The organism is Ilumatobacter sp., from assembly GCF_049588435.1.
Lineage (GTDB): Bacteria > Actinomycetota > Acidimicrobiia > Acidimicrobiales > Ilumatobacteraceae > Ilumatobacter_A.
The window spans coordinates 1-26,113 of record NZ_JBAVYV010000074.1 but is presented as its reverse complement, the minus strand read 5'-3'; the positions used below and the strand labels follow the sequence as shown (position 1 = coordinate 26,113).

Below are 26,113 nucleotides of genomic sequence, written 5' to 3'. Positions count from 1 at the left end.
GCCAGTACGAGGCCCAGTACCGGATCATGCACGTCGACGGCTCGTCGCGATGGGTGACGTCGCAGATGTCGGTGACGGTCGATGACGAGGGCAACGTCACCGGGCTGGTCGGCGTGATCCAGGACATCGACGACCTGCGCCGCTCCGAGCAGCGGGCGCGACGCCTCGCCGCGATCGTCGAGGCGTCCGCCGATGCCGTGCTGGTCTTCGAGGATCGGCGCCTCACGTACGTGAACGCCTCGGCTGCGACCCTCCTCACCCGACTCGATCCGGGCTTCACCTCCGACCTGGCGCAGTACGAGTACTCGCGACGCCTGCTGCGGGGTCTGGCGACGATCGAGGCGCTCGTCGCCGGTGGCGGGACCTGGCGCGGGGATGCCGAATTCACCGATGTCGACGGTGTGCGGGTCGATCTCGCACTCACCGTCACCACCGAAATCGAGGACGGTGCGCTCCGTCACGTCGTGATGGCTCACGACATTCGGGAGCGCAAGATCCGCGAAGCCGAACTGACCCACAACGCCGCCCACGATCCACTGACCGGACTGGCCAACCGTCAACGCCTCGCCGAGGTGATCTCCGAGACGAACGACGACGTCCGGGTCGGGCTCCTGTTCGTCGACCTCGACCATTTCAAACGGGTCAACGACGACCACGGTCATGCGGTGGGCGATCGGGTACTGGAGGTCACCGCCCAACGCCTGGTGTCAGCCGTGGGTCCTGGTCACCTCGTCGCCCGGATCGGCGGAGACGAGATGGTCGTGTGGGCGCCCGGCGTGTCCGAGTTGGAGACGCTCGCCGAGAAGATCGTGGACGCGATCGGTGAGCAACCGGTGCACCTCGATGCCGGGACGTACATCGTGTCGGCAACCGTCGGAGGGGCCCTCGGGCGCGCAGCCGAACACAGCGATCTCATGCGGCGCGCCGACGAGGCGCTCTACGAAGCCAAACGCGACGGTCGCAGCCGCTGGAGGATTGCAACCGACATGGCCTGAGCCCGTCGAGCGCGTCAGTGCAGGTCGATCCCGAGGATCGCACCGAGCTCGGAGATCGCCTCCGCCGCAGCGCCGACCTTGATCGTCCGCATCCCCATCGCCCGCGCCGGCTTCAGGTTGATCCCGAGATCGTCGAGGAACACGCACTGTTCCGGCGTGACGCCGGCGAGTTCACAGGCGATCGCGTAGAACCGTCGCTCGGGCTTGCGGACGCCGACCTTGCTCGACTCGACCACATGATCGAAGCGCGCCATCACGTCGGCCACGTCCATGCGTTGCTGATTCTCGTCGACGTCGGAGACGACATTGTTCGTGAGACAGGCCGTCGTGTATCCGGCGGCGATTACGCGGTCGAGCGCGACCACCATCTCCGGTCGCACGTCTCCGGACAGCAGTCCCAGAACGTCGGCACCCGGCACCCGGTGGCCCTGCTGTTCCGACTCGGCGGCGAACGCCGCGTCGAACTCGTCGGGGGTGATGTCGTTGCGCTCGAGGCCCGCCCACGCATTCGCATCCGGGTCGAGCGCATTCACCCCGCGGATGAAGTCGAGCGGAAGATCGTGGTCGCGCTCGTAGCGGTTGAAGGCTTCGAACGGGCTGGTCAGGATCACCCCGCCGAAGTCCCAGAGCACGGCGCGGACGGTCTGATCGGTCATCGTTGCGATCCTACGATTCGGGGGATCAGTGCAGCGACCTGCTCGACGCTTTACCATCGGTGGTGATGTTCGGCCCGTGCACTGCGCAGGACCGAACCGGCATCCGTCGCGAGTCTGCGCGGATCCGCCCCCAACAGAGGAAGTGAAACTCGAGATGAATACCAAGAAAGGGCCGGCCCACGTCGTGGTCGACGGCTCCAACATCGCCACCGAAGGACGCTCGATGCCGAGCTTGTCGCAACTGAGTGAGGCGGTCGGAGGCTTCATGGAGGAGTACCCGGACACCGCGATCACCGTCGTCGTCGACGCCACGTTCGGCCATCGGATCGACAAGAAGGAGATCCCCGAGTTCGAAGCGGGCATCTCCAACAACGAGCTCGTGGCGCCCCCCGCCGGAGCCGTCGGGCGTGGTGACGCGTTCGTGCTCGGCATCGCCGACAAGGCGGGTGCGTCCGTTCTCTCCAACGACTCGTTCCAGGAATTCCACGGCGAGTACACGTGGCTCTTCGACGAAGGTCGGCTGATCGGCGGCAAGCCGGTCCCGCACGTCGGCTGGGTGTGGGTCGATCGTGTTCCCGTTCGCGGCCCGATCAGTCGAAAGGCAACACGCGGGTCGGGAGGCCAGAGCCGACGAGCCTCCGGCGGTCGCTCGCGCCGCGGATCGGGTGCAGACGAGAGCACCGTGCGTACCGGGAGCAAGGAGGCGTCCGGGCCGATGCCGACCCCGAAGTCGCCGCCGCCCAGTCGCGCGCAGAAGAAGGACTCCGACACCGAGGAGGCCTCGAAGTCGACATCCAAGGCCCCGGCGAAGCGCGGCTCGCGCTCGTCGGGGGCATCGAGGAAGGCCGATGCGTCACCCAAGCCCGCCCCGAAGGGCGGCGATCCGGTGAACGAACTGATGCCGTTCCTCGATTTCGTCGAACAGCACCCGGCGGGAACGAGCGTGACCGGAACGGTCGACGCGTACTCGTCGCACGGGGCCTACATCTCGATCGCCGACACCGAGGTCCGCGGGTACGTGCCGCTGCGGCTGATGGCCGACCCGGCGCCGCGAAGCGCGAAGAGTGTGATGAAGGTCGGTGAATCGGTGGACGTCGTGGTCGTCAGTTTCGCGGCCGCTCGGCGCAGCATCGACTGTGCTTTGCCCGATCTGGCCCAGGCCGCGATCGCTGCCGAGGACGGTGAGGACACCACGGCGGAGGAGGTGTCGGCGGCGCTCGATGCGGAGGATTCGGCCCCGAAGAAGACGGCAGCCCCCCGGAAGAAGACGGCCGCGAAGAAAGCGGCCGCGAAGAAAGCGGCCGCGAAGAAGGCGCCGGCCACGAAGAAGGCTGCGGCGAAGAAGCCGGCCACGAAGAAGGCGACGGCCAAGAAGACGGTCGTGAAGAAGGCTGCGGCCACGAAGGTGGCCGAGAAGAAGACGCCGACGAAGAAGGCTGCCGCCAAGAAGGCGGTTGTGAAGAAGGCGCCCGCCGCGAAGAAGGCGCCCGCCGCGAAGAAGGCTGCAGCCAAGAAGACCGTCGCGAAGAAGACCGTCGCGAAGAAGACCGTGGCGAAGAAGGCTCCGGCGCCGGAGAACACCGCCGCCACGACTTCCCCGAAGACGGCTGTTGCGAAGAAGACCGGTGCGCAGAAGGCCGCAGCGAAGACGACCGCCGCGAAGAGGACCGCAGCGAAGAACAGGCCCGCCGCGAAGAAGACCGGTGCGAAGAAGGCGCCGGCCAAGAAGAAGGCTGCGGCCAGGAAGAGCGCGGCCAAGAAGCCGGTGGCGACACGTCCCGAGGCCGATTGATGCGCATCGTCACGTGGAACATCAACTCGATGCGCGCCCGCCAGGAGCGCGTCGAGGACTGGGTGCGTGAGGTCGAACCCGACGTTCTGCTGCTCCAGGAGACCAAGCTCGCCGACGACGCGTTTCCGACGCTCGCCTTCGAGGCGCTCGGCTACACCTGCGCCCATCACGGGCAGGGGCAGTGGAACGGCGTTGCGATCCTGTCACGGGTCGGCCTCGACGACGTGGTGTCGAACTTCGCCGGTGACGGCGAACCCGACCCGGACGCCCGGATCATCACCGCGACATGCGGTGGGGTGCGCGTGACCAGTGTCTACGTGCCGAACGGACGGTCGCTCGACGACGATCACTACACCTACAAGCTGTGGTGGCTGGGCCGATTGATCGAGCACCTGGATGCGGACCCGTTCGCCGCACCCGATCTTCCCGTCGTGGTCGGCGGCGACTACAACATCGCGCCCGACGACCGGGACGTCCACGACCCGGCGGTCCTCGTCGGTGCGACGCACGGAAGCGAACCCGAACGTGCCCGGCTGGCCGAACTCGAAGCGTGGGGACTCACCGATGTGTTCCGCCAGTTCCACGACGCGGATCGGATGTTCTCGTGGTGGGATTATCGGGGTGGAGACTTCCACCAGGGTCGCGGCATGCGGATCGACCTCTTGATGTGTTCACGCCCGGTCGTCGAGGCGGCGACGTGGACCGCCATCGACCGCAACGCCCGCAAGGGCAAGCAGCCGAGCGATCATGCCCCCGTGATGGTCGACGTCTCGCTCGGCTGACGGCTCGCCGCACGCGTGCGGGCGACCCGCAGCTCGGACTCAGCCGACCTCAGGCCGGGCTCATGTCCTCGAGGATCGACAGCAGATCGTCGGCGTGTTCTTCCTCCATCGCGAGGATGTCCTCGAGCATCCGGCGAGTCGTTGAGTCGTCGTTTCCGAGCCAGGTGATGATCTCGCTGTAGCTCTCGATCGCGATGCGTTCGGCGATCAGGTCTTCGCGCACCATGTCGAGCAGATCGTCGGAGGCGTCGTATTCGGCGTGGGCCCGAGTGGCGAGTCCTTCGGGGTCGAAGTTGGGTGAACCCTGTAGTTGCGTGATCCGCAGCGCGATCTGGTCGGCGTGCGCCTGCTCCTCGTTGGCGTGTTGCAGGAACTCGGCCGCGACGGGAGCGGCGCTCAGCCCGGTCGCGGTGTAGTAGTGACGTTTGTAGCGGAGAACGCAGACGAGTTCGGTCGCGAGCGCCTCGTTGAGCACCTCGATGACACGCTCACGATCGGCGCCGTACGCATCGGTGATCGGACCCTGTTCGATTCCGGCACGGGCTCGGTCGCGGAGGGTCTGGATGTCGGTGAGGAAGTCGGCCATCCGGCCATTTCAGCACGTTCGGGGTGCGGATCACCAGCCGTCGGAGCGAACCCCGACGCGGTCGTACTGATCACCGAGGACCACACCGAGCTTTCGTGCCTCACCGTCGTCGAGATGGATCCCGGGGCGACCGTGGGCCCACCGGTAGTTGCAGATCACGCCGACGTCGCCGCGCCGCCAGTCGAGCGGCATTCCGAACTCGTCGTAGAGGTCGATCCACTCCTGCAGTTCCTCGGGCGAGAACTCGCTGTCGTCGCCGAAGGTCATGTGCAGCGGCCGTTCCTCGTACGGGAGGTGTTGGACGAGCGGCCAGGTGTCGAACCACATGCCATGGTCGGCGAGGCTGCTGTAGAGCACGTTGCGATCGAGATGCGCGAAGTATTCGAAGGCCGAGCAGTAGTACCGGGTCTTCAACAGTCGGTCGGGACCCCACTCGACGGCGAGGCGTTGGTCGCGCGCCCTGCTGGCCGCGTGCTCGGGATCGTCGGTGTCGAACGACTTCTGCCAGTGGTTGTAGACGCCGTACTCGGTCTTGCCCACGAAGGCGTCCCGGTCGGTCAGGTTGCGGTGGTAGCAGACGCCGAGTTGCTTGAGCTTCTGACCGAACGGTGTCGACAGCAGCTTGTCGGTGGCCGCGATCGAGTCGGACACGAACGTCGCGCCCCTGCCGACACCGCCGGTTCCCGGCACGGCGGGGGGCAGCACGTCGCTCGCGAGGAAGCTGATCACGCGCGTGCTTCGCCCGACGTAGGCCATCTCGTGGTGGTAGTGGAGCCACGCCGACAGCGGCGCGCCGACCTCGTAGACGTTCGGTGCGAGGTTGTCTCTCGGATTCGCCCCGCCCACGTACTTCATCTCGCGTCCGACGACGAGTTTCGCAGCGGCACGCATGTCGACGAGTTCGGTCAGTCCGGTGTTCGTCAGGTGGACGAGGCCGACCCGGTCGAACGTCTCCCGCATCCGTCGGCCGAGTTCGCCGTCGTGAGCGAGGCCCGCAGGATCCATCGGATACCCACCGCAGTCGATCGTGTACTCGGCGGCGTCCAGGGGAGCCGCGCCCGACCACCAAGCGGGTTCGATCACATCGGCGAGCGGTGCGAGTTCGGAATGTTCGACGATAGCCATGGCAACTGAATCCCGACGAGGTAGGTCAGGAATCGTACCAGCCGTGCGCTGCATGCGCGTCGTCGGATGTGATCGAACCCGCTCAACGGTCACCCCGAGTTGCGGATTCCGGTCGCGATCGCGTTGATCGTCAACTGGATTCCCCGCTGCACCAGCTCGAGACCGTCGGCATCGGGACTGCTGTCGCGGAACCGACGGAGCAGGTCGACCTGGACGACGTGCAACGGGTCGAGGTACGGGTAACGATTGCGCAGGCTGCGCGCGAGCAACGGGTTGTCACGAAGCGGATCGGCTGAGTCGGTGATCCGAGTGTGCCACGTTCGGGTCAGCTCGTGCTCGTGTTCGATCCGGCCGAAGATGTCGGTGCGCATCTCGTCGTCGGTCACCAGGACCTCTGCGTAGCGGCGTCCGATCTCGATGTCGACCTTGGCGAGCACCATGCCCATGTTGTCGATGATCGATCGGAAGAACGCCCAGTCGGCGTACATCTCGCGGAGCCGGTCGGCCTGAGCGTGGTCGTTCGCGGCACATGCCTCGAACGCCGACCCGGCGCCGTACCAGGCCGGGATCATCAATCGGCACTGCGTCCAACCGAACACCCACGGGATCGCGCGCAGATCCTCGATCGCGTCCGATTTCTTCCGAGACGCGGGGCGGCTGCCGACGTTCAGGCTCGCGATCTCGTTCGTCGGGGTGATCTCGCGGAAGAACGTGACGAACCGGTCGTCGCCGTAGACGAGATCCCGGTACGTCTCGAATGCCGTGTCCGCCAGCTCTGCCATGGTCGAGTGGTGCACCGTCGGCGCGTCCTTGCCGGGGACCCCGCTGCACGAGGCGCGCAGAGTCGCGGCCACGAGCGTCTCGAGGTTGCGGCGGGCGAGTGCCGGGCGGGCGTACTTGGCTGCCACCATCTCGCCCTGTTCGGTCACCCGGATCGACCGGTCGACCGAGCCGGGCGGTTGGGCGAGGATCGCCTGGTACGCGGGGCCGCCACCCCGGCCGACCGTTCCTCCGCGACCGTGGAACAGGCGGAGCCTGACGTCGGCGTCCTGCGCTGCGTCCACGAGTGCGGCCTGTGCTGCGAACAGGTTCCACTGCGACGACAGATACCCGCCGTCCTTGTTCGAGTCCGAGTAGCCGATCATCACCTCCTGGCGATCGTCTCGGGACGCGACGAGTTGCGCGTAGATCGGGTGCTGGAGCAGGGCGGTGAGCGTGCTCGCCGAGCCGGCCAGGTCGTCGATCGTCTCGAACAACGGGACGATGTCGAGTCGGCTGCTCGCGGGGCGCTCGTCCGACGCGATCTCGACCAGTCCGACCTCCTTGAGGAGGACGGCGACCTCGAGCACGTCGCTGACCGCGGTCGCCATCGAGATCACATAGTGGGGGATCGCCCGTCGTCCGAGGCGGGCGACGGTGGCCGCCGCTTCGTCGAGGACCGCCAGTTCGCCCTGCGTCTCGTCGCGGTAGGTCGCGGTCGGGTGGCGGAGGAGTCTCGGGGACTCCATCTCGGCGGTCAGGATCGCGACGCGAGCGGCCTCGTCGAGCTCGAGGTAGTGGACGGTGACGCCCGCTTGGTCGAGGAGATTCGCGACGACCCGTTCGTGGACGGCGGAGTTCTGGCGCATGTCGAGGCCGCACAAGTGAGCGCCGAAGATCGCGAGCGAACGCTGCACCGGTTCGACCGATACGTCCGCGAGGTCCCCGGCGCCGTGGGAACGCAGCGAGTCGGCCACGGTGTCGAGATCGTCGATCAGTTCATCGAGCGACGTGTACGGAGGTCGTTCGACCCGCGGTGTCGGGCACGAGAGTTCGGACATGTCGTCGCCGAGCACCAGCTGGCCGAAGCTGAAGAGCCGGGCGTACATCCCGCGCAATGCGCGCCGGTAGGGCTCGTCGGCTCGAAATGCCGAGTCGTCGCCCGATGCCCGCGCCAGTGCGTCGAGTTCGTCGGTGGGCGTGACGAGCCGCGCCGACATCGACAGCTCGACGGAGAGGTGGTTGATCGCGTCGAGATGGTGTTGGAGCGCCACGACGGACTGTTTGCCGATGGCGAGGCGCATCACGTCCGCGGTGACGAACGGGTTGCCGTCGCGATCGCCGCCGATCCACGACCCCATTCGGATGACCTGCGACGTGTCGACGGGCGGCGACCCGAACCGCTCGACGGCGATGGCCTCCAGGTCGGCCTCGAGGCGCGGGATCGTCTCGAAGAGGCTGGCCTTGTAGTAGCGCAGCGACTCGTTGATCTCGTCGCTGACCCGGAGCTTGGACAGCCGCAGAATCGCGGTCTGCCAGAGCGTGAGGATCCGCGCTTCGAGGTCGCGGACGATGTCGTCGCGTCGCCGGTCGGCACCGCCGAGGCCGTCGAGTCGTTCGAGGAGTTCCCCGACGTCGGACAGGACGTCCAGGATGGTCTTGCGTCGAACCTCCGTCGGGTGCGCGGTGATCACGGGGCTCACCTCGAGCCCGCCGATCACGTCGAGAACCTCGGCCGGTTCGACTCCGGCCTCGTCGAGGAGGTCGATGGTGGCCTCGACGCTGCCCGGTTGTGCACCGCTGCCGATGCTCAGGTGGTGACGCCGACGTCGTTCGACGTGCAGATCCTCGGCGGTGTTCGCGAGCAGTGACAGCCAATCGAAGGCGCGTACGACATGGAGTACCTGTTCGATCGGCTGAGTCCCGAGCATCGCCTCGAGCTCGGCGACCGAACTCGTGCCGGTCCGTCGGCCGCCGACGGCCACACGTCGGACCGCCTCGATCAGCTCGAACGTCTCGACACCGGCCTGCTCGCGAACGACGTCGCCCAACAGTTGTCCGAGCAGGCGGATGTCGGCGCTGAGAGCGTCATTGCCGTGGGTCGACGTGGGTGGGGGTGACTGCTCGGTGGGCACGGGGTCCAGTCAACACCATCGACGACGCAGAGTCGGTCGGTCAGTTCGGAAGGGCGAGCAGGAAGGTCTCGCCGCCGTAGCCGAACTCCAGATCCCGGCCTTCGATGACGACCTCGGTCACCCTGTCGGGGATCTCGATCCCGGACTCGGACCGGGTGAAGGGTTGCTCCGACGCGTGATCGTGGGTCAGGATTCGCTCCGCGTAGACGGTTCCGCCCGCGTCGACGACGCGCCAGGCGTCGGCGTAGCGCTCGGGCGTGTCGTAGGGCGACGAGAGGGTGGCCGAGATGGTCCACGTGTCGCCGCTTCGCTGCGCCTCGGCATCGATCACGTCCGGGAACATCTGCTCGTCCTGCTGTCCGGCCTCCGACTCGGCTGGTGCGCTCTCGGCTGAGCCGGTCTCGGCCGGTGTGGTCTCCGCCGGACCGGTCGCGGGACTCGTGTCGGTCGTTGCGTCGGTAGTCGACGCGTCGGATCCGCAGCCCGTGAGCCCGATCACGGTCGATGCGAGCACAGCGAGGAGAACGATGGGGCGCATGTGCCCGAACGTACCGGCCCCGCACCGCCCCGTCCGGTCGGCTTCTCGTGAACTGTTCGCCCGTGCCGTGCGCGAACAGTTCACGAGTTCGGCGGTTGGGTGGCGGTTGCGGCCATGATGGGGGAGTGCACGTGATCTTCGCCACGGCCGAACTGTCGCCGGTCGCAACGGTCGGCGGACTCGCAGCCGCTGCTGCCGGTCTCGGGAGCGAGCTGCGACGCCTGGGGATCGACGTCGACCTCGTGATGCCGGACTACGGCGGGATCCTCCTGGTCGACGAGGTGTCGTTCGAGCTCGATGTCCCGGCGTGGGTGGGGGCGGCGGTCGTGCGCCGCGGTCGGCACGTCGATGTCGGTCCGCTCACGTTGATCTCGGTCCCCGGCGTCGCCCGGCCGCATCCGTACCTCGACGCGGATGGCGCGGGCTGGGAGGACAACAGCGAGCGCTTCTTCCGCTTCGGACGGGCGGTCGCAGCGTTGGTGGAGCGCGAGCAGCCCGATCTGGTCCATCTGAACGATTGGCACACAGGGACGGCGCGAGCGGCGTTCGGACCCGATGCGCCCCCGACGGTCGTGTCGATCCACAACCTCGCCTACCAGGGCATCGCGGATGATTCCTGGCTCGAACGGATCGGACCGGATGGGTCGCACTACGAGTGGTGGGGCGAGACCAACCCCTTGTCGGGTGCGCTCGCGCTCGCCGACCGGATCGTGGCGGTGTCACCGCACTACGCCGACGAGATCCGCACGCCGGCCCACGGGTTCGGGCTCGACGGTCCGCTGCGCGCGCGTCGGAATGCGCTGGTCGGGATCCTCAACGGGATCGACACCGAGGTCTGGAACCCGGCGACGGATCCCCATCTCCCGGCGACCTTCACATCGACCGATCTGGCCGGTAAGGCGACGTGTCGGACGGCGCTCATCGAACGACTGGGCTTCGACCGGGACGACACCGCTCTTGCGACCGTGGTGACGCGGCTCACGGAGCAGAAGGGGATCGATCTCCTCGTGCCGTTGATCCCGCTGCTCGATCAGATCCCGATGCGGCTCGGGATCCTCGGTTCGGGCGACGCTGTCCTCGCTGCCCAACTCCACCAGCTTGCCGCTGATTACCCTGACTCCTTCGCGTTCGTCGAGGGATACGACGAGGCACTGTCCCATCTCATGTTCGCGGGCGCGGACCTGTTCCTGATGCCCAGCCGGTTCGAACCGTGCGGCCTCACGCAGATGCAGGCGATGCGCTACGGAACCCCTCCGGTCGTGACCGCGGTCGGGGGACTGGTCGACACCGTGCCCGACGTCGACCGCGAACGCGGCGGCCTGGGATTCGTCGCGGACGAAGTGAGTTCGGTCGACCTGCTCGCGGCGATGTTCCGCGCCGCCCGGCGTCTCCGTCGCACACGTGACCGAACCACGCTCCAGAAGCGGATCATGGCAGTCGACTGGTCGTGGACGCATCCGGCCGAGCAGTATGCGGACATGTATCGCGACCTGGTTGCCGCGGCCGCCACCGAGTCGTAACCCCCGCGATGTGCGCCGTTCAACGGCACCCGTGCGGGGACCGGTACGGTGGACGCTGATGGATGGCGACCCGAATGTGCTTGTGATCGTTCTGGCGGGGGGAGAGGGCAAGCGGCTCCAGCCCCTCACCAGTGACCGTGCGAAACCGGCGGTCCCGTTCGCCGGGACCTACCGGATGATCGACTTCGCGCTCTCGAACTTCGCGAACGCGGGGTACCGCAAGATCGTCGTTCTCACCCAGTACAAGAGCCACAGCCTCGACCGCCACATCTCCCAGACGTGGCGATTCTCCGCGATGCTCGACGACTACGTCACGCCCGTGCCGGCCCAGATGCGCCGCGGTCCGCACTGGTTCCAGGGTTCCGCTGACGCGATCTATCAGAACCTCAACCTGATCCACGACGAACGCCCCGACATCGTGTGTGTCTTCGGTGCTGACCACATCTACCGGATGGACCCGCGTCAGATGGTGGCCGAGCATCGGGACAACGCCGCGGGTGTGACGGTGGCGGCGATCCCGGTTCCCAAGCACGAGGCTCGCGAGTTCGGCGTGATCGAGGCGGCCGAGGACGGTCGGATCATCGCGTTCCACGAGAAGGTCGACGATCCGCCGACGATGCCGGGCGACGACACCCGCTGCCTTGCCAGCATGGGCAACTACGTGTTCAACACCCAGACGTTGGTCGACATCGTGACCCCGGGCCAGAACCAGTACACCGACCTCGGCGGCGACGTCATCCCCGCGCTGACGTCCGCCGGTGATGCCCGGGTGTACGACTTCTCGAAGAACACGATTCCGGGCCAGGACGCTCGGGAGCGCGGCTATTGGCGTGACGTCGGAACGCTCGACGCGTTCTACCACGCCAACATGGACCTGATCGCTCCGGTGCCCGTGTTCAACCTCTACAACGAGAAGTGGCCCGTCTTCACGTCGCGCAAGGCGCTCCCGCCGGCAAAAGTGTCACGGGGGAGTGGCGGCGAACCGCCGTTCGTCGACGACAGTCTGCTCTGCCAGGGATCGATCCTGAGCGGTGCGCACGTCGAACGATCGATCATCGGCCCCGGCACGTTCATCGACCACGATGCGCACGTGACCGACTCGATCATCTTCCCGGGCGTCCACGTGGGCTCGGGGGCACGACTGCATCGATGCATCATCGACAAGAACGTGAACGTGCCCGACTGGACGCGGATCGGTCTGCATCCCGAGCAGGATCAGGAGCGGTACACGATCAGTGACGAGGGCATCGCCGTGCTGCCGAAGGACTACCGCTTCAACTGATGGACGATGCCCACGTGCAGTCCGTCATCGAGACGGCCGAACGGTTGAACGATCTGGCCGATGTCGCCGAGCTGATGGATGACGTCGCCGGCGCCCGACGCCTCCGCGATCAGGCCTCGACCGCACGGCGACGTGCGATGCACCTCCTCGACGGCTGACCTGACCGACGCAGCGCACCCCGGGCCCTCTCCCGCCGCCAGTGACCGGCTCGGTGAGATGTGAGAAGGCCAGGTTGTCTCACATCTCACCGGACGGCGTGCGGCGGGCGTATCGGTGAGGTTCGGGACCGACACGTTGTCGCACATCTCACCGGACGGGGCGGTGGGCGCGGGACGGGTGGGTCGGGTGAACGGGGTCAGGTGCCGGCGAGGCGGGCGACGACCGGAGCGAAGCTGTCGGCTTCGGCACCGCCCACGATCACGTAACTGAACCCGAACTCTTCGCGCCGTGCAACCAGATCGTCGACGATCTGCTCGACCGATCCGATCAGCGCAAACGGCGACTCGCGGATCATCCGCGCGTCGACACCGATCATCGACGCCATCGCCTCGTCCTGGCCGTCCCGATCGTCGGTCACGCTGACGAAGAAGGTCCGGATGTTCATCTCGATCGCGTCGAGGCGCTCGGCCGCTCGGGCAGCGTCGGCGACGATCGCGACCTTGTCCACGACCGCCTCGCGGGTCATCGTGGCGATCGCCTCGTCACCGATCACCCCGGCGTGGAGCGTGCCGTTGACTCCCACGATGTCGGCTTCCCGCGCGGCGATCCCGAGGACGCGAGTGCCGCCGCCGCCGATGATCACCGGTGGATGGGGTGTCTGGACCGGGCGCGGGAATGCGGCGTGATCGTCGATGATGTAGTGGTCGCCCGCGAACGAGAACCGCTCGTTGGCCATCAGACCCTTGATCACGGCGAGCCCTTCGACGAAGCGGTCGATGCGGACACCGGCCCGGTCGTAGGTCATGCCCGCCTGGTCGTAGTCGGTGATCATCCAGCCGGCACCGAGGCCGATCTCGAGTCGGCCGTCCGACAGCACGTCCATGGTCGCGAGTTCCTTGGCGAGCACGAGCGGGTGGCGGTAGTCGTTGTCGAAGACGAGAGCGCACGCGCGCAGCGTGGTGGTCGCGCCGAGGATGGCCTGGAGCCCGGGAACCGGCGCGAACTGGTCATCGAAATGATCGGGCATCGTGGCGATGTCGTAGCCGTGCGTCTCGATCCGGCGAGCCTGCTCCGTCCAATCGGCCCCGGTTGCCGCGCTCTTCAGCTGCACCCCAAATCGAAAAGGACGGATCGGAAAGGGACTGGACTGGTCACGCATCGCCGGTTGACGCTACTCGGACTCGGGTGTGAACCCCGGCGCATGACGCCTCTCGTGACGGTCATCGCACTAGCGTCGGGGCCACTGTGCAACGTCTTGCGTGGATCCCCCGAATGCTGCTTGTGGTCGCCTCCGGCGCGCTGTTGATCGTCGCGATCGTCGTGGCTGTCGCGCCCCGCGTCTGGTCGATGGCGAACGCACATGCCGAGGATCCTGTCATCCTCCCGGAGTTCGAACCGTTGGCGCAGCGCACCTACGTGTACGACGCCGCCGGCAACGAGATCGCGGTCTACGAACTCGAGAACTCGCAGCCGATGGACTACGCCGCCATCCCCGACAACGTCATCCAGGCGTTCCTGATCATCGAGGACAAGGAGTTCTTCCAACACGACGGCGTCAACGTGCGCAGCCTGTTCCGAGCGACCCTGTCGAACTTCGCATCGGATGCTCCCGAGCAGGGTGCCTCGACGGTCACGATGCAGGTCGTCAAGAACGACTTCCTCGCCGGTCTGGAGCGTGACGGTCGCTACAAGTTGCTCCAGATCCAGTACGCGAAGCGGCTGGAGAAGGAGAAGTCGAAGGAGGAGATCCTCGAGCGGTATCTGAACACCGTCTTCTTCGGCAACAACGCCTACGGGATCCAGGCCGCCGCCGAGACCTATTTCGGCAAGACGGCCGCCGATCTCGACTTCCTCGAGGCGGTGTTCCTGGCCGGTCTCGTCCGTTCGCCCTCCGGATTCGACCCCATCAACGAACCCGAGCGAAGCCGTGCCCGCTGGATCCAGGTACTCGATCGTCTGGTGAGCGAGGAGATCATCACCGAGGCCCAGGCCGACGTGCTCGCCGAGGAGTTCGTTCTGCCCGACCGGGTGCGCGTCATTCCCGGCCGCGAGAACCAGCGCACGTACTACACCGAGGCGCTGCGGGACTATCTCCTCAACCGTTCGACGATTCTCGGCGAGACGTACGAGGAGCGCTACAACCAACTGTTCCGTGGCGGTCTGCGAATCCACACGACGTTGAACCCCGACATGCAAGCTGCCGGCGAGCGTGCCCGCGATCTGCTCCCGCAGTCGGCCGAGGGCTTCGATGCCGCGATGGTGTCGCTCGACGTCGAGACCGGGGCGATCCGCACGATGGTCGGCGGCAGCGGGTTCAAGCCCAACGAGCGCGAGGTCAACATGGCGCTCAGCCCGCGCCAGACCGGTTCCAGCATCAAGTTCTTCATCCTCGCTGCAGCGGTCCAGGCCGGCGCACAGGGTGGCGACCTGATCGACGGCCGAGTCGGTTGCAAACTCCCGACGGGTGATCCGGCCGAGCCGATCTTCGAGATCAACGGCGGTGTCTCGGGCTTCGTCGGCACGCTGCGCGACATCACCGCCCGCTCCGTCAACTGTGGTTTCGCTCGGTTGTCCCAGATCGTCGGCCTGAACCGTGTGGTCGACACCACGTATCGGATGGCGAAGTCGGCGTACCTGTACACGGGCCAGCCCGAGTCCGAGCGCGAGCCCATCCATCCGTACGCCAGCTTCGCGACCGGGGCGAACGAGATGACCCCGCTCGACATGGCATCGGGGATTCAGACGCTGTCGAACGAGGGCGTCCACAAGGAGCCGTACTACGTCGAGTACATCGACGACGCCGCCGGTGAGCGGACCTACACGCACTTCGACCCTGGAACCGAGGAACTCGACCGCGGTGCGGCTCTCGAAACCGTCGACATCTTGAAGGGCACAATCACCTACGGCACCGGCCGGAGTGAGGCTCCATTCCCCGACGGTCGCCCGGCATTCGGCAAGACCGGAACCCAGCAGGACAACACCAATGCCTGGTTCGCTGGTGGCACGAAGCAACTCGCCACGGCGGTGTGGGTCGGCGACCCCGACGCCTACACCGAGATGGTGAACATCGACGGGTTCGAATTCAGCAAGGTCCAGGGCGGTACGTATCCCGCACGGATCTGGCAGAACTTCATGAACGCTGCACACTTCGGTCTGCCGATCCTCGACTGGGAAGCACCTGCGCCGCCCGAGCGGCCGAACGCGCGGCTTGTCCTTCCCGGCAACGAGTGCACCGTGGTCGTCACCGGGACGTCCGGTGGTGACGTGATTCCGTCGGCACAGACGCCCGCGGCCGAGGACCCAGCAGCCGAGGCACCGGCCGACCCCGCAGCCACTCCGTCGGGAATCCGCGGCTTCCGTCCGGCGGTTGCGGCGGCACCCGAACCGGAACCGGCGCCTGAACCGCCTCCTGACGAGAACGCACCGGCAGATCCGGCTCCAGCACCGGGGCCCGTCCAGACGACCCCGGTCGTCGTGATCACGGCGAAGTCCCAACTCGGAACGACGATTCCGCCGGACATCCTCGATCCGAACCATCCGCTGCCGTCGGTACCGATCAACCAGAGCGTCGCTCCCTGCTGAGCGCATGGCATGATGCGTGCGTGACCGAGGCCGACGACGCACCCGACGACGCACCCGACACCGGTGCACCCGAAGCCAGTACACCCGCAACCGGTGCACCCGAATCGGACGAACCCCCGGCGCCGACGACTGCGACTCGACTGCTCGACCTGCAGCGAGTCGACACCGAGGCAGATCAGCTCGGCCATCGTCGAGATCGACTTCCCGAGCGCGAGCAGCTGGCAGCTGCGTCGGATGCATTGCAGGAATGGGAACGAGACCGATCGTCGATGCGCACGCGAATGGACGAGCTGACGGTCGCCATCGAACAGGCGGAGAGCGATGCGGCCGAGATCGCCGCGCACAAGGTCCGTCTCGAGGCGCAGATGAAGACCGTGATCGCTCCGCGCGAGGCCGAAGCGCTGATGCACGAGATCGCGGGGCTCGACGAACGCACCGATGAGCTCGACATGCGGGAGTTGGAGGCGCTCGAGGAACAGTCGGAGATCGACGATCGCCTGACCGAGCATCTGCGGACCGAGTCGGCGCTGCGCGAGGCGCTCGGTGTCGCGGATTCCGCGTTGCAACGGGCTACGTCGGAGATCGATGCCGAGCTGGCAGGCCGGGCAGAGGAACGCACGTCGTTCCGTTCCGAACTGGGCGAGGCCATGCTGGCGCGCTACGACCGGGTGCGGAGTTCATCGGGCGTCGCCGTGGCCCAACTGTCCGGGCACCGGTGCGAGGGCTGTCACCTCGACCTGTCGGCCGCCGAGGTCGACGACGTGAAGGACGAGGCACGATCGTCCGACGGAGTCGCCGAGTGCCCGAACTGCGGGCGAATGCTCGTCGCCTGAGGCATCGCATTGGTCTTCTGGTTCATCGGCACGGCGATCGTGACCGTCGGGTTCGTCTTCCGCGATCCGAACTTCGACAACCGTCTGCTGATCGTCGGCTCGGTGCTCCCGGGTGTCGACGTCGTGTTCGGCGGAGCTCGTGCGCTGCACAGCATCACGGTCAGCATCGCCCTGTTGGCGATCGTCATGATCGCAACCACGCGCGGCAGCCGCATCCGTCGCACCTTGCTCGGGTTGCCGATCGGCATGTTCCTCCACCTGGTGTTCGACGCGGCGTGGAACGACACCGACACGTTCTGGTGGCCGTTCACGGGAGTGTCGTTCTCCGACGGCGGGATCCCGATCGTGGACCGTGGACTGCTCAGTCTCGTGCTCGAGATCATCGGCGTCGGCATGTGTATATGGCTGTGGCGCACCAACGGTTTGAGTGCCGCGGACCGGAGGCGGCGGTTCCTCGACGACGGCCGTTTGATCAGCGTTCCCGCCCGCTTCAGATGAAGCAGGCGATCACTTCGACGATGTGACACACTCAGCGCCGTGCTGATCTTGTTGCGACACGGGCGGACCGCGGCGAACGAGGCCGGGTTGCTCCAGGGACGCCTGAATCAGGACCTCGACGACCGCGGCCAGCGACAGGCGCGTGCGGCGGCGCACCACCTGTCACAGATCGATGGAGGTATCGATGCGGTCATCGCGAGCCCGCTCAAGCGTGCGCAGCAGACGGCCGGAGCGTTCGGGATTCCGATCGAGACCGACGACAGATGGATCGAGCTGTCCTACGGCGTGTACGAGGGCGTCCCGCACGCCGATGTGCCGTCCGAAGTGTGGCAGACGTGGCGGAACGACTTCTCGTTCGTGCCGGACGGGGGTGAGTCGTTGTCGACGCTCGATGAGCGTGTGCGTCTCGCGTGCGACGAACTCGTCGAGCGGGCGGCGCGGCAGAACGTCGTCGTGGTCAGCCACGTCTCGCCGATGAAATCGGCGGTGGCGTGGGCGCTGGGTGTCGACATCGGGATCGCGTGGAACTGTCATCTCGACCACGCCAGCATCTGCCGGATCGAGATCCGCGGTCGCCGCCCGGTGCTGTCCAAGTTCAACGAGACGTTCGACCTCGAACCTGCATGACCTCACGTCGGCGGAGAGCACTCCCAGCGTCTGTCAGGTGAACGGGATACTCCGTGACGGCTCTCGACGGCGTCGTCTGCGTGTCGCCGGCTGCCCCGGCAGCGAGGCCGGCGAGGTACGCGCGGCGAACGGCGACGATCGCACGGATGCGATCGGCGACCACCGGGAACCCCTCGAGCAGCTCGGGGAACCGCGCTGCGGCGACGACTCCGATGCGACTCGGCGCCATGACGCTGAACGACGCACGGTGAGTCGGGCGCTCATCGTCGATGAGCGAAAGAGCTCCGAGATGGGATCCGTCATCCAGGACGGCATGGGGCACACCGTCGATGGTGACACCGACTCGTCCCTCGAGAATGGTGACGAAACCGGTCACCTTCATGCCCTGCTCGCCGAGTGACTGGCCGGACTTGACCTTGACCACCTCGAAGAGCTCCCCAGCGCGAGCGAGTTCCTTGCGGTCGAGGCCGATGAAGAGCTCATGATCGACGAGGAGCGGGATCGCACGCCGTCGGGCGAAGTAGTTCGCATACGGTGCTCGCCATCGTGGGACTCGGTTCGACACGGGCGTGCCCCGCGTGCGCTGCTGCGCGGTGAGGACATTGGCGTGATGGAGCTGGCCTGCGGAGATGGGGTCGTGGTGATACATGGGGACCTCGATGTGTCGCGATAGACGCTGGATCCCGTTCATCGTCCACCCGGAAGGGTCGATGCGTCTGTGTACCAGTCCCCATGCCGGACATGACTGGCGGCACAGATGCCGACCGTCACGTCGGGGCCGACGCCCGACAGCTCAGGTGGTGGATGCAATGGTGAGGTGACCTGTAAGCGGGGTTCTGTAGGACCGACGCTGTCGGTCCCGGTGGCCATCCATCTGTGCGGTCTACCCGGAAGAAACGGACGGGCCGCCCATCTTCCTGCTCGACCTTGCTCCGGGTGGGGTTTACCGAGCCGACGCCGTCACCGGCGCCGCTGGTGCGCTCTTACCGCACCGTTTCAGCCTTACCTGTGGCATGCGATGCATGCCCATCGGCGGTCTCTCTCTGTTGCACGTCCGTCAGGTCGCCCCAACCTGGCTCTCGCCAGCACCCTGCCCGATGGAGCCCCGACTTTCCTCGACACGCCCGAAGACGTGCCGCGGCCACCCGGTCACCTCACCATTGCGATCACGAGCCTACGCCCGCTGGGTCAGGTCCGCCAGATCAGGCGTCGCAGGAGAGTTCGTTGTAGACGAGGCTGTTCGCGGCCGGCGTCTGCATCACGACGCTCTTGCGGACGTTGTTGATGTCGCCCGGCCCCGCCTTGATCTCGATCTGTGCGGTCTCGCCGAAGATCGACTCGACTGCGAAGTGGCGGATCTGACCGCGCTCGGTCGGCGGAACGTCCTCACCGACGAGGGTCGGCGAGAAATAGCCGTCGGGGCCGTAGATCGCCACGGCGAGCACACTCGCCTGGCGCGCCTCGAGCGTCGCAGCCTCGAGATGAGCGGTGCGTGCCTCGGTCATCGTGGTCGTCGTCGCCAACTCCTGATGCGACGCGGCGGCCATGCTCTCGAGGGCGTTGATGAACGCCATCGCGTCGTCGGTGACAGCACCGTCGAGTCGGTCGAACTGGAGCTCGTCACCCGTGCTCAGATCATCGGTCGAGCTGATCAGTGTGATGTCGCCCTGGGCCGTCGTGATGACCGGTGCGATCGTGGCCTCCTCGGCGAGCACCTGCACCATCGAGGTGTCCTCCAGCACGACACCGACGATGTTCGACTGGATGAGCTCGAAGGTCGGCGTGACCAGGCGTTCCATCAGCCAGGGGTTCGTGCAGGTCCACGGTTCGCCGCCGGCGTCGGTCGTCAGACCTTCCATCTCGTCAGCGATGGCCTGGTGGTTGGCGATCATCTGCTCGACGGTCGGGGTGAGGTCGGAGGGAATCACGTCGCCCAGGGCGAGCAGCGACTCGTAGACCTCGATCGCGGTGTACTCGATGGACGAGGCGGTGCGCAGCATGACCGCTTCGTCGATCGGATAGTCGGGTAGCGCGGTCGGGACCGGTGCGCTCCCGACGCGACCGGGACCTTCGTCGCCGCTGCGGTCCTCGCCGCAGGCTGCGGCGAGCGCGCCGAGTGTGACGGTGAGTCCACCGATCTTGAGGGCGTTGCGACGCGACGTGGCTGAGTTGAACGTAGAAGGCATCAGGCGTCCTCTCCCGTGAGTTGGAGGGCGGGTTGGTCGTTCCCGAACAGGACGTCGAGATCGTCGACGCCGAGCATCTCGGCGAGGACGGTGGCGTGGCGTGCCTCGATCACGGCGATCGATGCCGTCAACTCGATGGCGTGTGAGCTCTCGTACTGTGAGATCAGCGAGGTGTGGGTCGAGACGGCGGTCTGTTCGAGCTCGTGGGCCGCGGCGAGGAACTCGTCGTTCGAACCGGTGAAGTCGTCGATGTTCGCGGAGACGATCTCCTCATCGGCCTGTCCGGCCGGTGATCCCGTCGCTCCGGCGATCGACTGCGCGTAGGCGCGGTGGTTGTCGGAGAGGATCCCGATGGCGACCGCCATGTCGTCGGACGCGCCCTCGAGGGCGGCGCGGTACAGGTCGCTCGCTGCCAGTTCGAGGCCGATCACCTGGATGAGCAATGCGGTGTCGGACTCGGTGGGGATACCGGGTCGGGTATCCGGGCCGGTCGCCGACGCGAGCGCGTTGCGATCGATCACGAATGCAGCGGCGAGTCCGGCGAGTCCGGCCGCACCGGCTCGGGCGACGAGGCCCCGGCGCGACAACGTCGTGCCGGTTGCGGGCTCAGGAATTTCGAGATCCACGGGGGATGGGTCCTTTCGGGTCATGCGACAGCAGCCTTCCAGCCGGGAAGGCACCGGAGCGATTCTAGGGCGCGGACTGCGGTCAACACTGGATTCGTCCGGTCGTGATCAGAAGTCGAGGGCGGAGAGGTCGGGATGCCATTGGCCGGCGCGGTCGAGCGCATCGCTCCAGCGAGCGCGGTTCGCGGTGCGGTCGGCGCCGGGATCGGGGACGGTCGAGACCGCTGGATCCCACAGGGCGGACACGTCGCCGACCGAGTTCCAGACGCCGATGCCGAGGCCGGCGAGGAACGCCGCCCCGCGTGTCGTCGCCTCGGTCGTCGGCGACACCTCGATCGGGACACCGATCGCATCGGCGAGCGCCTGGACCAGCGTGGGGTTCTGCGACATCCCACCGTCGAGGCGCACCGTGTCGATCGTGACACCGGTGTCGGCAACGGCCGCGTCGACCATGTCGGCCGACCGGTGCGCAATGCCCTCGAGGACGGAGCGCACGATGTGCGTCCGTTGGGTGCCTCGGGTGAGGCCGAGCAGCGTGCCGCGGGCGCCGTAGTCCCACGTGGGCGTCCCGAGGCCGAGCAGGGCCGGCACGTAGACGACGCCACCGCTGTCACGACAGCTGCTCGCGACGTCGTGGCTCGCAGCGCTCGTCTCGATCAGCTCGAGGTCGTCGCGCAGCCAGTCGATGTTCGTCCCCGCCGAGAGCATGATCCCCTCGGCACCCCACATCAGGTCGCCGTCGAGTTGCCAGGTGGGAAGCGCGTAGGTGCCCGCAGGGTTCCGGCGGATCTCGGTCGGAGCCTCCCGGCCGGTGACGAGGTCGAGCATGCCGCCGGTTCCGAGGGTGAGCTTCGCCACGCCCGGGCGCACGCATGCCTGACCGATCAGTGACGCCTGCTGGTCGCCACAGAGCGCCGCGATCGGAGGAGATCCGGGCAGTGCGGTGGCCCGGCCGACGATGCCCGCGGAGTCCACGACGCGGGGGAGGAGGTGTCGTTCGATGCCGTAGTGGTCGAGCCGGTCATCGGCCCAGTCCGAACCGTCGGCGACGCGCATGCCCGTCGTGGTCGTCGACATGTTCGTTCCGTCGCTGACGTGGAGCGACCCGTCGGTCAGCATCCACGCGATCCAGCTGTCGATCGTCCCGAAGCAGAGATCACGTCCGGCGAGATCCGGTGTGTTCTGGAGGAGCCACGCCAGCTTGGTGATCGACTGGTTCGGGGCGACGGTCCAGCCATGTTCTGCCTTCGCGACGATGCACTCGGTGATCGTGCGCAGATCCTGCCAGCCGATTCCCGGGCCGACGGGTCGGCCCGTCGCCCGGTCCCAGAGGATCGTGCTCGCACGCTGATTGGTGATGCCGACGGCATCGACGGGTGCGTCGACATGCGCGTGCGCGGCGCGCGCCGCGTCGAGCGCGAGTTCACCGAGCTGAACCGCGTCGAACTCGACCAGCCCATCGAAAGGAATCGACGGTGGATTCGCGCGGTACTCGAAGTGTTCGATCTGCAGTCGGTCGTCGACGATCGCCGCGCGCAGCCCGGTGGTTCCGACGTCGAGGACGAGGAATCGAGTGGTCATCGGGCGTCGGTCCTTCGAGAACTGGGGACGAACCCCTTGGCCTGCAGCCGGCTGCCGAGGAACCCGCCGATGAGGCCGGCGAACGACACGAGCGACAGCGTGAAGAACGCGCCGAACCAATTCACCTCGCGGCCGGTGATCAGACGGAGCAGGATGAACACCGTTTGGGCGGCGACGTAGGTGCCGATCGCCGTGACGAGAGCGTGGCTGAGCGGGGTCCCGCGCTGCTGCACCCACGCCGCACTGCCCGAACCCACGATGAAGCCGGCGACCGCTCCGAAGAACGAGATCACCCGTGCCCCGTCGGCGACGAGGCCCAGGAGCGTGAAGGGAATCGCGACGACCAGACAGATTGCGGCACCCGCGCGAAGTGCGTCGAGGTCCCAGCGACCCGCGCTCCTCACCCCGATCGGCACCGATGGGTCCTCGTGCGACATCGGGTTCATCGTGCCACGTCGCCGCGGAGTGCGACAATCCGCTGGCCGCGGAGCCCCTCTGTGGCCCGGGGTGACGGTAATCTCACGAGGTTGCCCGGGCGGGGAACGAATCGACATGACGACCACCTACGACCCGACCGAGGCCTCCTACACCGACGAAGCTCCCGTACGCGACGAACTCACGCGGGTCTTCGACGTGTGCCAGAGCTGCCGACGCTGTGTCGACCTGTGCACCTCGTTCCCGACGTTGTTCGACATGCTCGATCGCCATGAACAACCCGACGCAGGACTCCTGACCCCGGTCGAGCAGGATCAGGTCGTCGACGAGTGCTTCCAGTGCAAGTTGTGCGCAGCCGACTGCCCCTACACGCCCGATCTTCACGAGGCCGCCGTCGACTTTCCCCGGCTGATGCTTCGCGCCCGGGCGATGCAGTTCGAGCACGGACACATCTCGGCGCGCGAGCGGGCGACGTCGAAGGTTCTCGGCCGGGTCGATGGAGTCGGGAGACTCGCGACGATGACGGCGCCGGCCGCGAACCACGTCGTGGGAGCCAAACCCGGATCGTGGGTCCGCACGTTGACGGCCAAGGTGTCCGGGGTGTCGGCGCAACGCCTGCTCGCTCCGTTCGCGAGGCAACGGTTCTCGGACTGGTTCGACCAACGACCGAAGATCAACTTCCAGCGCAAACAAGCCACGGTCACGGTGTTTCCCACCTGTCTCGTCGAATACCAGGCGACCAGCATCGGCAAGGACCTGGTCAAGGTCTACGAGCGCAACGGGATCGAGTGCAACCAGTCGGGTGCGCAGTGTTGCGGGGCGCCGCTGCTCCACGCGGGCGACATCGACCGGTTCACGAAGGTCGCGGAGAAGAACGTGAAGGTTCTCGCGGCCGAGGTGCGCCGGGGGACCGACGTCGTCGTTCCGCAACCGACGTGCAGCTACGTGATCAAGAACGACTATCCGGACTACGTCGGAGGTGAGGATGCCGACCTGGTCGCCTCCCACACGTTCGATGCCGCCGAGTACCTGATGACCCTGCACCGCAGCGATGGCCACGTGCTCGACACCGATTTCCACGGCGACGTCCCCGACACGGTCACGTATCACGCGCCGGGTCATCTCCGGGGACAGAACATCGGCTACCAGGGCCGCGATCTGTTGAAGTTGACCGGTGCACGGGTCCTGCTCATCCAACAGAGCTCGGGGATCGAGTCGATGTGGGGCTATCGCGAGGGCAACGACGACACCGGCATCCGCATGGCGGAGCGCCTCGGCGAGCAGATCGATCGAGTCGGCGGTGACGTGATCGCCGGCGGATGCCATCTCTCGAACACGGCGATCGTCGAGCAGACGGGTCGTCAGGTCTCCCACCCGCTGCAGGTTGTCGCTCGCGCCTACGGGATCCCCGACGAGCGATAGCCGACGAGCAGGGGAGGCGAGTTCGGGGGAACGTTCTCCGAGCCCCGGCTCGGGACCCGCATGGGCCACCTTCGCGAGATCGCTCGACACCTATTCTGAGAACCGTGTGAGATTTCTCTGGCGCTCTGAGCTGGTTCGATCTAGATTCGGCCTCGTAGGGGCAGGGGACGCCCGTACGCGAATCAGGGCCAGGGGGTCTCGAAGTGTCCATCCACCAGATCAATCCAGACACATCGAAGTGGTGGGATCTCGGCGCGTGCCGCGGTCTCGACGCGGCGATCTTCTATCCGGACGACGAAGCGGAGGCGCAGGCGGCCAAGAGCGTGTGCGCGAGCTGTGCCGTGCAGTCCACCTGCCTCGACTACGCCTTGACCTCCCGGGAGAAGGCGGGCGTCTGGGGCGGCGCCACCGAGCGCGATCGTCGCCGGATCATCCGCCAGCGCCGTCGCAAGGACTGATCACCGAGAAGTCGACGCCGCGCTGACGGCCGACGCCGCGTAGTCTCGCCACTCATGTCTGCGCTCGCGCCCTACGGCGGATGGCCCGGTGTCATCTCCACGCTCATCTCCGGAATCGACCTGCCCGCCGAGGCGACGGCAGCCGCATTGTCCGAAATCCTGACCGGCGACGCCACGTCGGCCCAGATCGCCGGATTCCTGGTCGCCTTACGCTCGAAGGGTGAGTCGAGTGAGGAGTTGTTCGGCTTGCTGTCGGCGGCGATGAGCGAAGCGAAGATCGTTCCGCTGACGGACACCGAGCGATTGTCGTCGGTCGACATCGTCGGGACGGGCGGAGACGGTTCGGATTCGGTGAACGTGTCGACGATGGCGGCGATCGTGATCGCAGCAGCCGGGACCCCGGTGTGCAAGCACGGCAATCGCTCGGCCTCGTCGAAGACCGGTGCCGCCGATGTGTTGGAGTTGCTCGGCGTGGCGGTCGAACAGACCCCGGAAGGCGTCGCCGAATGCCTCCGTCAGACGGGTATCGGCTTCTGTTTCGCCCCGGCGTTCCACCCGGCGTTCCGGTTCGCCGGTGGCCCCCGTCGGGAGATGGGCGTTCCGACCGCGTTCAACATGATCGGTCCGATGGCGAACCCGGGCCGCGTGCGCAACCAGCTGATCGGCGTGGCCGACCCGGCCTACGCCGCATCGATGCTCGGTGCCCTTCGCCGGCAGGGCGTCACCCGGGCATGGGTGGTGCATGGCGCGGGACTCGACGAGCTCACGACGACCGGCGTGTCGAACGTCTGGGCACTCATCGACGGCGTCGTCGACGAGTTCCTCGTCGATCCGGTGGATCTGGGCCTCGCTCCCGCGACGGCCAACGACCTGCGCGGTGGCGAGCCTGAGGAGAACGCGGCGGCGGTCGGTCGCGTCCTGGCCGGTGATGCGGGACCGCACCGCGACGTGGTGGTCCTGAACGCCGCGGCGGCCCTCGTGGTCGCGGGGACAGCCGACGATCTCGCCGACGGGATCGAACAAGCCCAGCGCGCCATCGACGACGGGCGAGCGGAGCGGACCCTCGCCGAACTCGTGCGCGTCTCGACCGCCCAACTCGTGCCGTGACCGGTGCCGTGACCGATCTCGTCGTCCGCACGCCGGCATCGTCGGCGAATCTCGGTGCGGGGTTCGACGTGTTCGCGATGGCCGTCGGTCTGCACGCTGACCTCGGTGTCGGCTCGGCCCCCGACGGGGCGCAGCAACTCGACGCGCACCATCCCGGACGAGCAGCGTTCGATCGACTGGGTGGGTCCGGACCGATCTGGATGCGCTGCAACATCCCGATGGCGCGCGGGTTGGGTTTCAGCGGAGCGGTGCGTGTCGGTGCCGCAGGGCTCGCGATCGCGCAAGCGGGTCGCTCGCTGACGGACGGGGCGGCGGAGATCCTCGATGTCGCGGCGGACCTCGAAGGGCACGGCGACAACGTGGCGGCATCGCTGGCCGGCGGCCTGGTCGCCTATGTGGATGGTCGAGCGGTTCCGTTCCGGCTCGGCC

24 protein-coding genes, 1 other RNA gene and 1 pseudogene are annotated in these 26,113 nt (G+C 67.0%); 14 read left to right on the top strand and 12 right to left on the bottom strand.

The window, feature by feature from the left end; translation table 11 throughout:
• A partial coding sequence (locus tag WBV89_RS02755; RefSeq protein WP_423979814.1) for a diguanylate cyclase domain-containing protein occupies nt 1-995 on the top strand: 995 nt, incomplete at its 5' end.
• 14 nt (nt 996-1,009) lie between these two features.
• Here the strand turns inward: WBV89_RS02755 and WBV89_RS02750 are convergent.
• Nucleotides 1,010-1,651: an HAD-IA family hydrolase gene (locus WBV89_RS02750; RefSeq protein ID WP_423979813.1), complete on the bottom strand. Its 642-nt coding sequence runs from the start codon at nt 1,649-1,651 to the stop codon at nt 1,010-1,012.
• A 154-nt stretch (nt 1,652-1,805) separates the two neighbouring features.
• Between WBV89_RS02750 and WBV89_RS02745 the strand changes: the two genes are divergently transcribed.
• The gene (locus tag WBV89_RS02745) at nt 1,806-3,443 is read left to right on the top strand and encodes a histone H1-like repetitive region-containing protein (RefSeq protein ID WP_423979812.1); all 1,638 of its coding nucleotides are present in this window, start codon (nt 1,806-1,808) and stop codon (nt 3,441-3,443) included.
• Nucleotides 3,443-4,225 (top strand): exodeoxyribonuclease III, encoded by a 783-nt coding sequence (locus WBV89_RS02740; RefSeq protein ID WP_423979811.1) that lies wholly within the window; start codon nt 3,443-3,445, stop codon nt 4,223-4,225. The genes WBV89_RS02745 and WBV89_RS02740 overlap by 1 nt, the downstream gene beginning before the upstream one ends.
• Before the next feature lie 49 nt (nt 4,226-4,274).
• On the opposite strand, the gene WBV89_RS02735 is transcribed toward WBV89_RS02740, so the two are convergent.
• From WBV89_RS02735 to WBV89_RS02720, 4 genes are all read right to left on the bottom strand, one after another.
• Nucleotides 4,275-4,811 (bottom strand): ferritin-like domain-containing protein, encoded by a 537-nt coding sequence (locus WBV89_RS02735; protein WP_423979810.1) that lies wholly within the window; start codon nt 4,809-4,811, stop codon nt 4,275-4,277.
• 30 nt (nt 4,812-4,841) lie between these two features.
• Nucleotides 4,842-5,936 (bottom strand): TauD/TfdA family dioxygenase, encoded by a 1,095-nt coding sequence (locus WBV89_RS02730; protein ID WP_423979809.1) that lies wholly within the window; start codon nt 5,934-5,936, stop codon nt 4,842-4,844.
• Between the two features lie 89 nt (nt 5,937-6,025).
• Nucleotides 6,026-8,830, bottom strand: a complete 2,805-nt coding sequence (gene ppc / locus WBV89_RS02725; RefSeq protein WP_423979808.1) for a phosphoenolpyruvate carboxylase — start codon at nt 8,828-8,830, stop codon at nt 6,026-6,028.
• Between the two features lie 40 nt (nt 8,831-8,870).
• A complete protein-coding gene (locus WBV89_RS02720) occupies nt 8,871-9,368 on the bottom strand; it encodes a hypothetical protein (protein WP_423979807.1) in 498 nt (165 codons plus the stop codon).
• 131 nt (nt 9,369-9,499) lie between these two features.
• On the opposite strand from WBV89_RS02720, the gene WBV89_RS02715 reads away from it, so the two are divergent.
• Genes WBV89_RS02715 through WBV89_RS02705 form a run of 3 tightly spaced genes read left to right on the top strand, consistent with a single transcriptional unit; the run spans nt 9,500 to nt 12,328 of the window.
• Entirely contained in the window at nt 9,500-10,888 is a 1,389-nt protein-coding gene (locus WBV89_RS02715; protein WP_423979806.1) for a glycogen synthase, read from the top strand.
• A gap of 58 nt (nt 10,889-10,946) precedes the next feature.
• A complete protein-coding gene (gene glgC / locus WBV89_RS02710; protein ID WP_423979804.1) occupies nt 10,947-12,170 on the top strand; it encodes a glucose-1-phosphate adenylyltransferase in 1,224 nt (407 codons plus the stop codon).
• A gap of 14 nt (nt 12,171-12,184) precedes the next feature.
• On the top strand, nt 12,185-12,328 hold the full coding sequence (locus WBV89_RS02705; RefSeq protein WP_423979803.1) for a hypothetical protein: 144 nt from the start codon (nt 12,185-12,187) through the stop codon (nt 12,326-12,328).
• A gap of 197 nt (nt 12,329-12,525) precedes the next feature.
• Here WBV89_RS02705 and WBV89_RS02700 read toward each other — a convergent pair whose 3' ends face one another.
• Nucleotides 12,526-13,488: a TIGR03621 family F420-dependent LLM class oxidoreductase gene (locus WBV89_RS02700; protein ID WP_423979802.1), complete on the bottom strand. Its 963-nt coding sequence runs from the start codon at nt 13,486-13,488 to the stop codon at nt 12,526-12,528.
• A gap of 113 nt (nt 13,489-13,601) precedes the next feature.
• Here WBV89_RS02700 and WBV89_RS02695 point away from each other — a divergent pair, with 113 nt between their 5' ends.
• The 4 genes from WBV89_RS02695 to WBV89_RS02680 are packed head-to-tail and all read left to right on the top strand — an operon-like array spanning nt 13,602 to nt 17,869.
• On the top strand, nt 13,602-15,911 hold the full coding sequence (locus WBV89_RS02695; protein ID WP_423979801.1) for a transglycosylase domain-containing protein: 2,310 nt from the start codon (nt 13,602-13,604) through the stop codon (nt 15,909-15,911).
• Between the two features lie 20 nt (nt 15,912-15,931).
• Nucleotides 15,932-16,744: a zinc ribbon domain-containing protein gene (locus tag WBV89_RS02690; RefSeq protein WP_423979800.1), complete on the top strand. Its 813-nt coding sequence runs from the start codon at nt 15,932-15,934 to the stop codon at nt 16,742-16,744.
• Between the two features lie 9 nt (nt 16,745-16,753).
• Nucleotides 16,754-17,242: a hypothetical protein gene (locus tag WBV89_RS02685; protein ID WP_423979799.1), complete on the top strand. Its 489-nt coding sequence runs from the start codon at nt 16,754-16,756 to the stop codon at nt 17,240-17,242.
• 39 nt (nt 17,243-17,281) lie between these two features.
• Nucleotides 17,282-17,869: a histidine phosphatase family protein gene (locus tag WBV89_RS02680; protein ID WP_423979798.1), complete on the top strand. Its 588-nt coding sequence runs from the start codon at nt 17,282-17,284 to the stop codon at nt 17,867-17,869.
• Here WBV89_RS02680 and WBV89_RS02675 read toward each other — a convergent pair.
• The 6 genes from WBV89_RS02675 to WBV89_RS02650 all read right to left on the bottom strand — a co-directional run bounded on the left by WBV89_RS02675 (nt 17,838) and on the right by WBV89_RS02650 (nt 22,699).
• A complete protein-coding gene (locus tag WBV89_RS02675) occupies nt 17,838-18,518 on the bottom strand; it encodes a cyclic nucleotide-binding domain-containing protein (protein ID WP_423979797.1) in 681 nt (226 codons plus the stop codon). The genes WBV89_RS02680 and WBV89_RS02675 overlap by 32 nt on opposite strands.
• 160 nt (nt 18,519-18,678) lie before the next feature.
• An RNA gene (gene rnpB / locus WBV89_RS02670) (RNase P RNA component class A) lies at nt 18,679-19,026 on the bottom strand.
• Nucleotides 19,027-19,071: 45 nt separating this feature from the next.
• On the bottom strand, nt 19,072-20,055 hold the full coding sequence (locus WBV89_RS02665; protein WP_423979796.1) for a hypothetical protein: 984 nt from the start codon (nt 20,053-20,055) through the stop codon (nt 19,072-19,074).
• Nucleotides 20,055-20,705 carry a ferritin-like domain-containing protein gene (locus tag WBV89_RS02660; RefSeq protein ID WP_423979795.1) on the bottom strand — a complete coding sequence of 217 codons (651 nt, stop codon included), beginning with the start codon at nt 20,703-20,705 and terminating at the stop codon, nt 20,055-20,057. Before WBV89_RS02660 ends, WBV89_RS02665 begins: the two co-directional genes overlap by 1 nt.
• An 84-nt stretch (nt 20,706-20,789) precedes the next feature.
• Nucleotides 20,790-22,262 carry an FGGY family carbohydrate kinase gene (locus tag WBV89_RS02655; protein WP_423979794.1) on the bottom strand — a complete coding sequence of 491 codons (1,473 nt, stop codon included), beginning with the start codon at nt 22,260-22,262 and terminating at the stop codon, nt 20,790-20,792.
• Nucleotides 22,259-22,699 carry a hypothetical protein gene (locus tag WBV89_RS02650; protein WP_423979793.1) on the bottom strand — a complete coding sequence of 147 codons (441 nt, stop codon included), beginning with the start codon at nt 22,697-22,699 and terminating at the stop codon, nt 22,259-22,261. Before WBV89_RS02650 ends, WBV89_RS02655 begins: the two co-directional genes overlap by 4 nt.
• A 115-nt stretch (nt 22,700-22,814) precedes the next feature.
• Between WBV89_RS02650 and WBV89_RS02645 the strand changes: the two genes are divergently transcribed.
• The 4 genes and pseudogenes from WBV89_RS02645 to WBV89_RS02630 all read left to right on the top strand — a co-directional run.
• Nucleotides 22,815-24,119: a heterodisulfide reductase-related iron-sulfur binding cluster gene (locus WBV89_RS02645; RefSeq protein ID WP_423979792.1), complete on the top strand. Its 1,305-nt coding sequence runs from the start codon at nt 22,815-22,817 to the stop codon at nt 24,117-24,119.
• 203 nt (nt 24,120-24,322) lie between these two features.
• Nucleotides 24,323-24,577, top strand: a complete 255-nt coding sequence (locus WBV89_RS02640) for a WhiB family transcriptional regulator (protein ID WP_423979791.1) — start codon at nt 24,323-24,325, stop codon at nt 24,575-24,577.
• A 54-nt stretch (nt 24,578-24,631) separates the two neighbouring features.
• Nucleotides 24,632-25,684: an anthranilate phosphoribosyltransferase gene (trpD, locus tag WBV89_RS02635; RefSeq protein ID WP_423979790.1), complete on the top strand. Its 1,053-nt coding sequence runs from the start codon at nt 24,632-24,634 to the stop codon at nt 25,682-25,684.
• An 8-nt stretch (nt 25,685-25,692) separates the two neighbouring features.
• Nucleotides 25,693-26,113 (top strand): annotated as a pseudogene (locus tag WBV89_RS02630) (homoserine kinase); the annotation flags it as partial.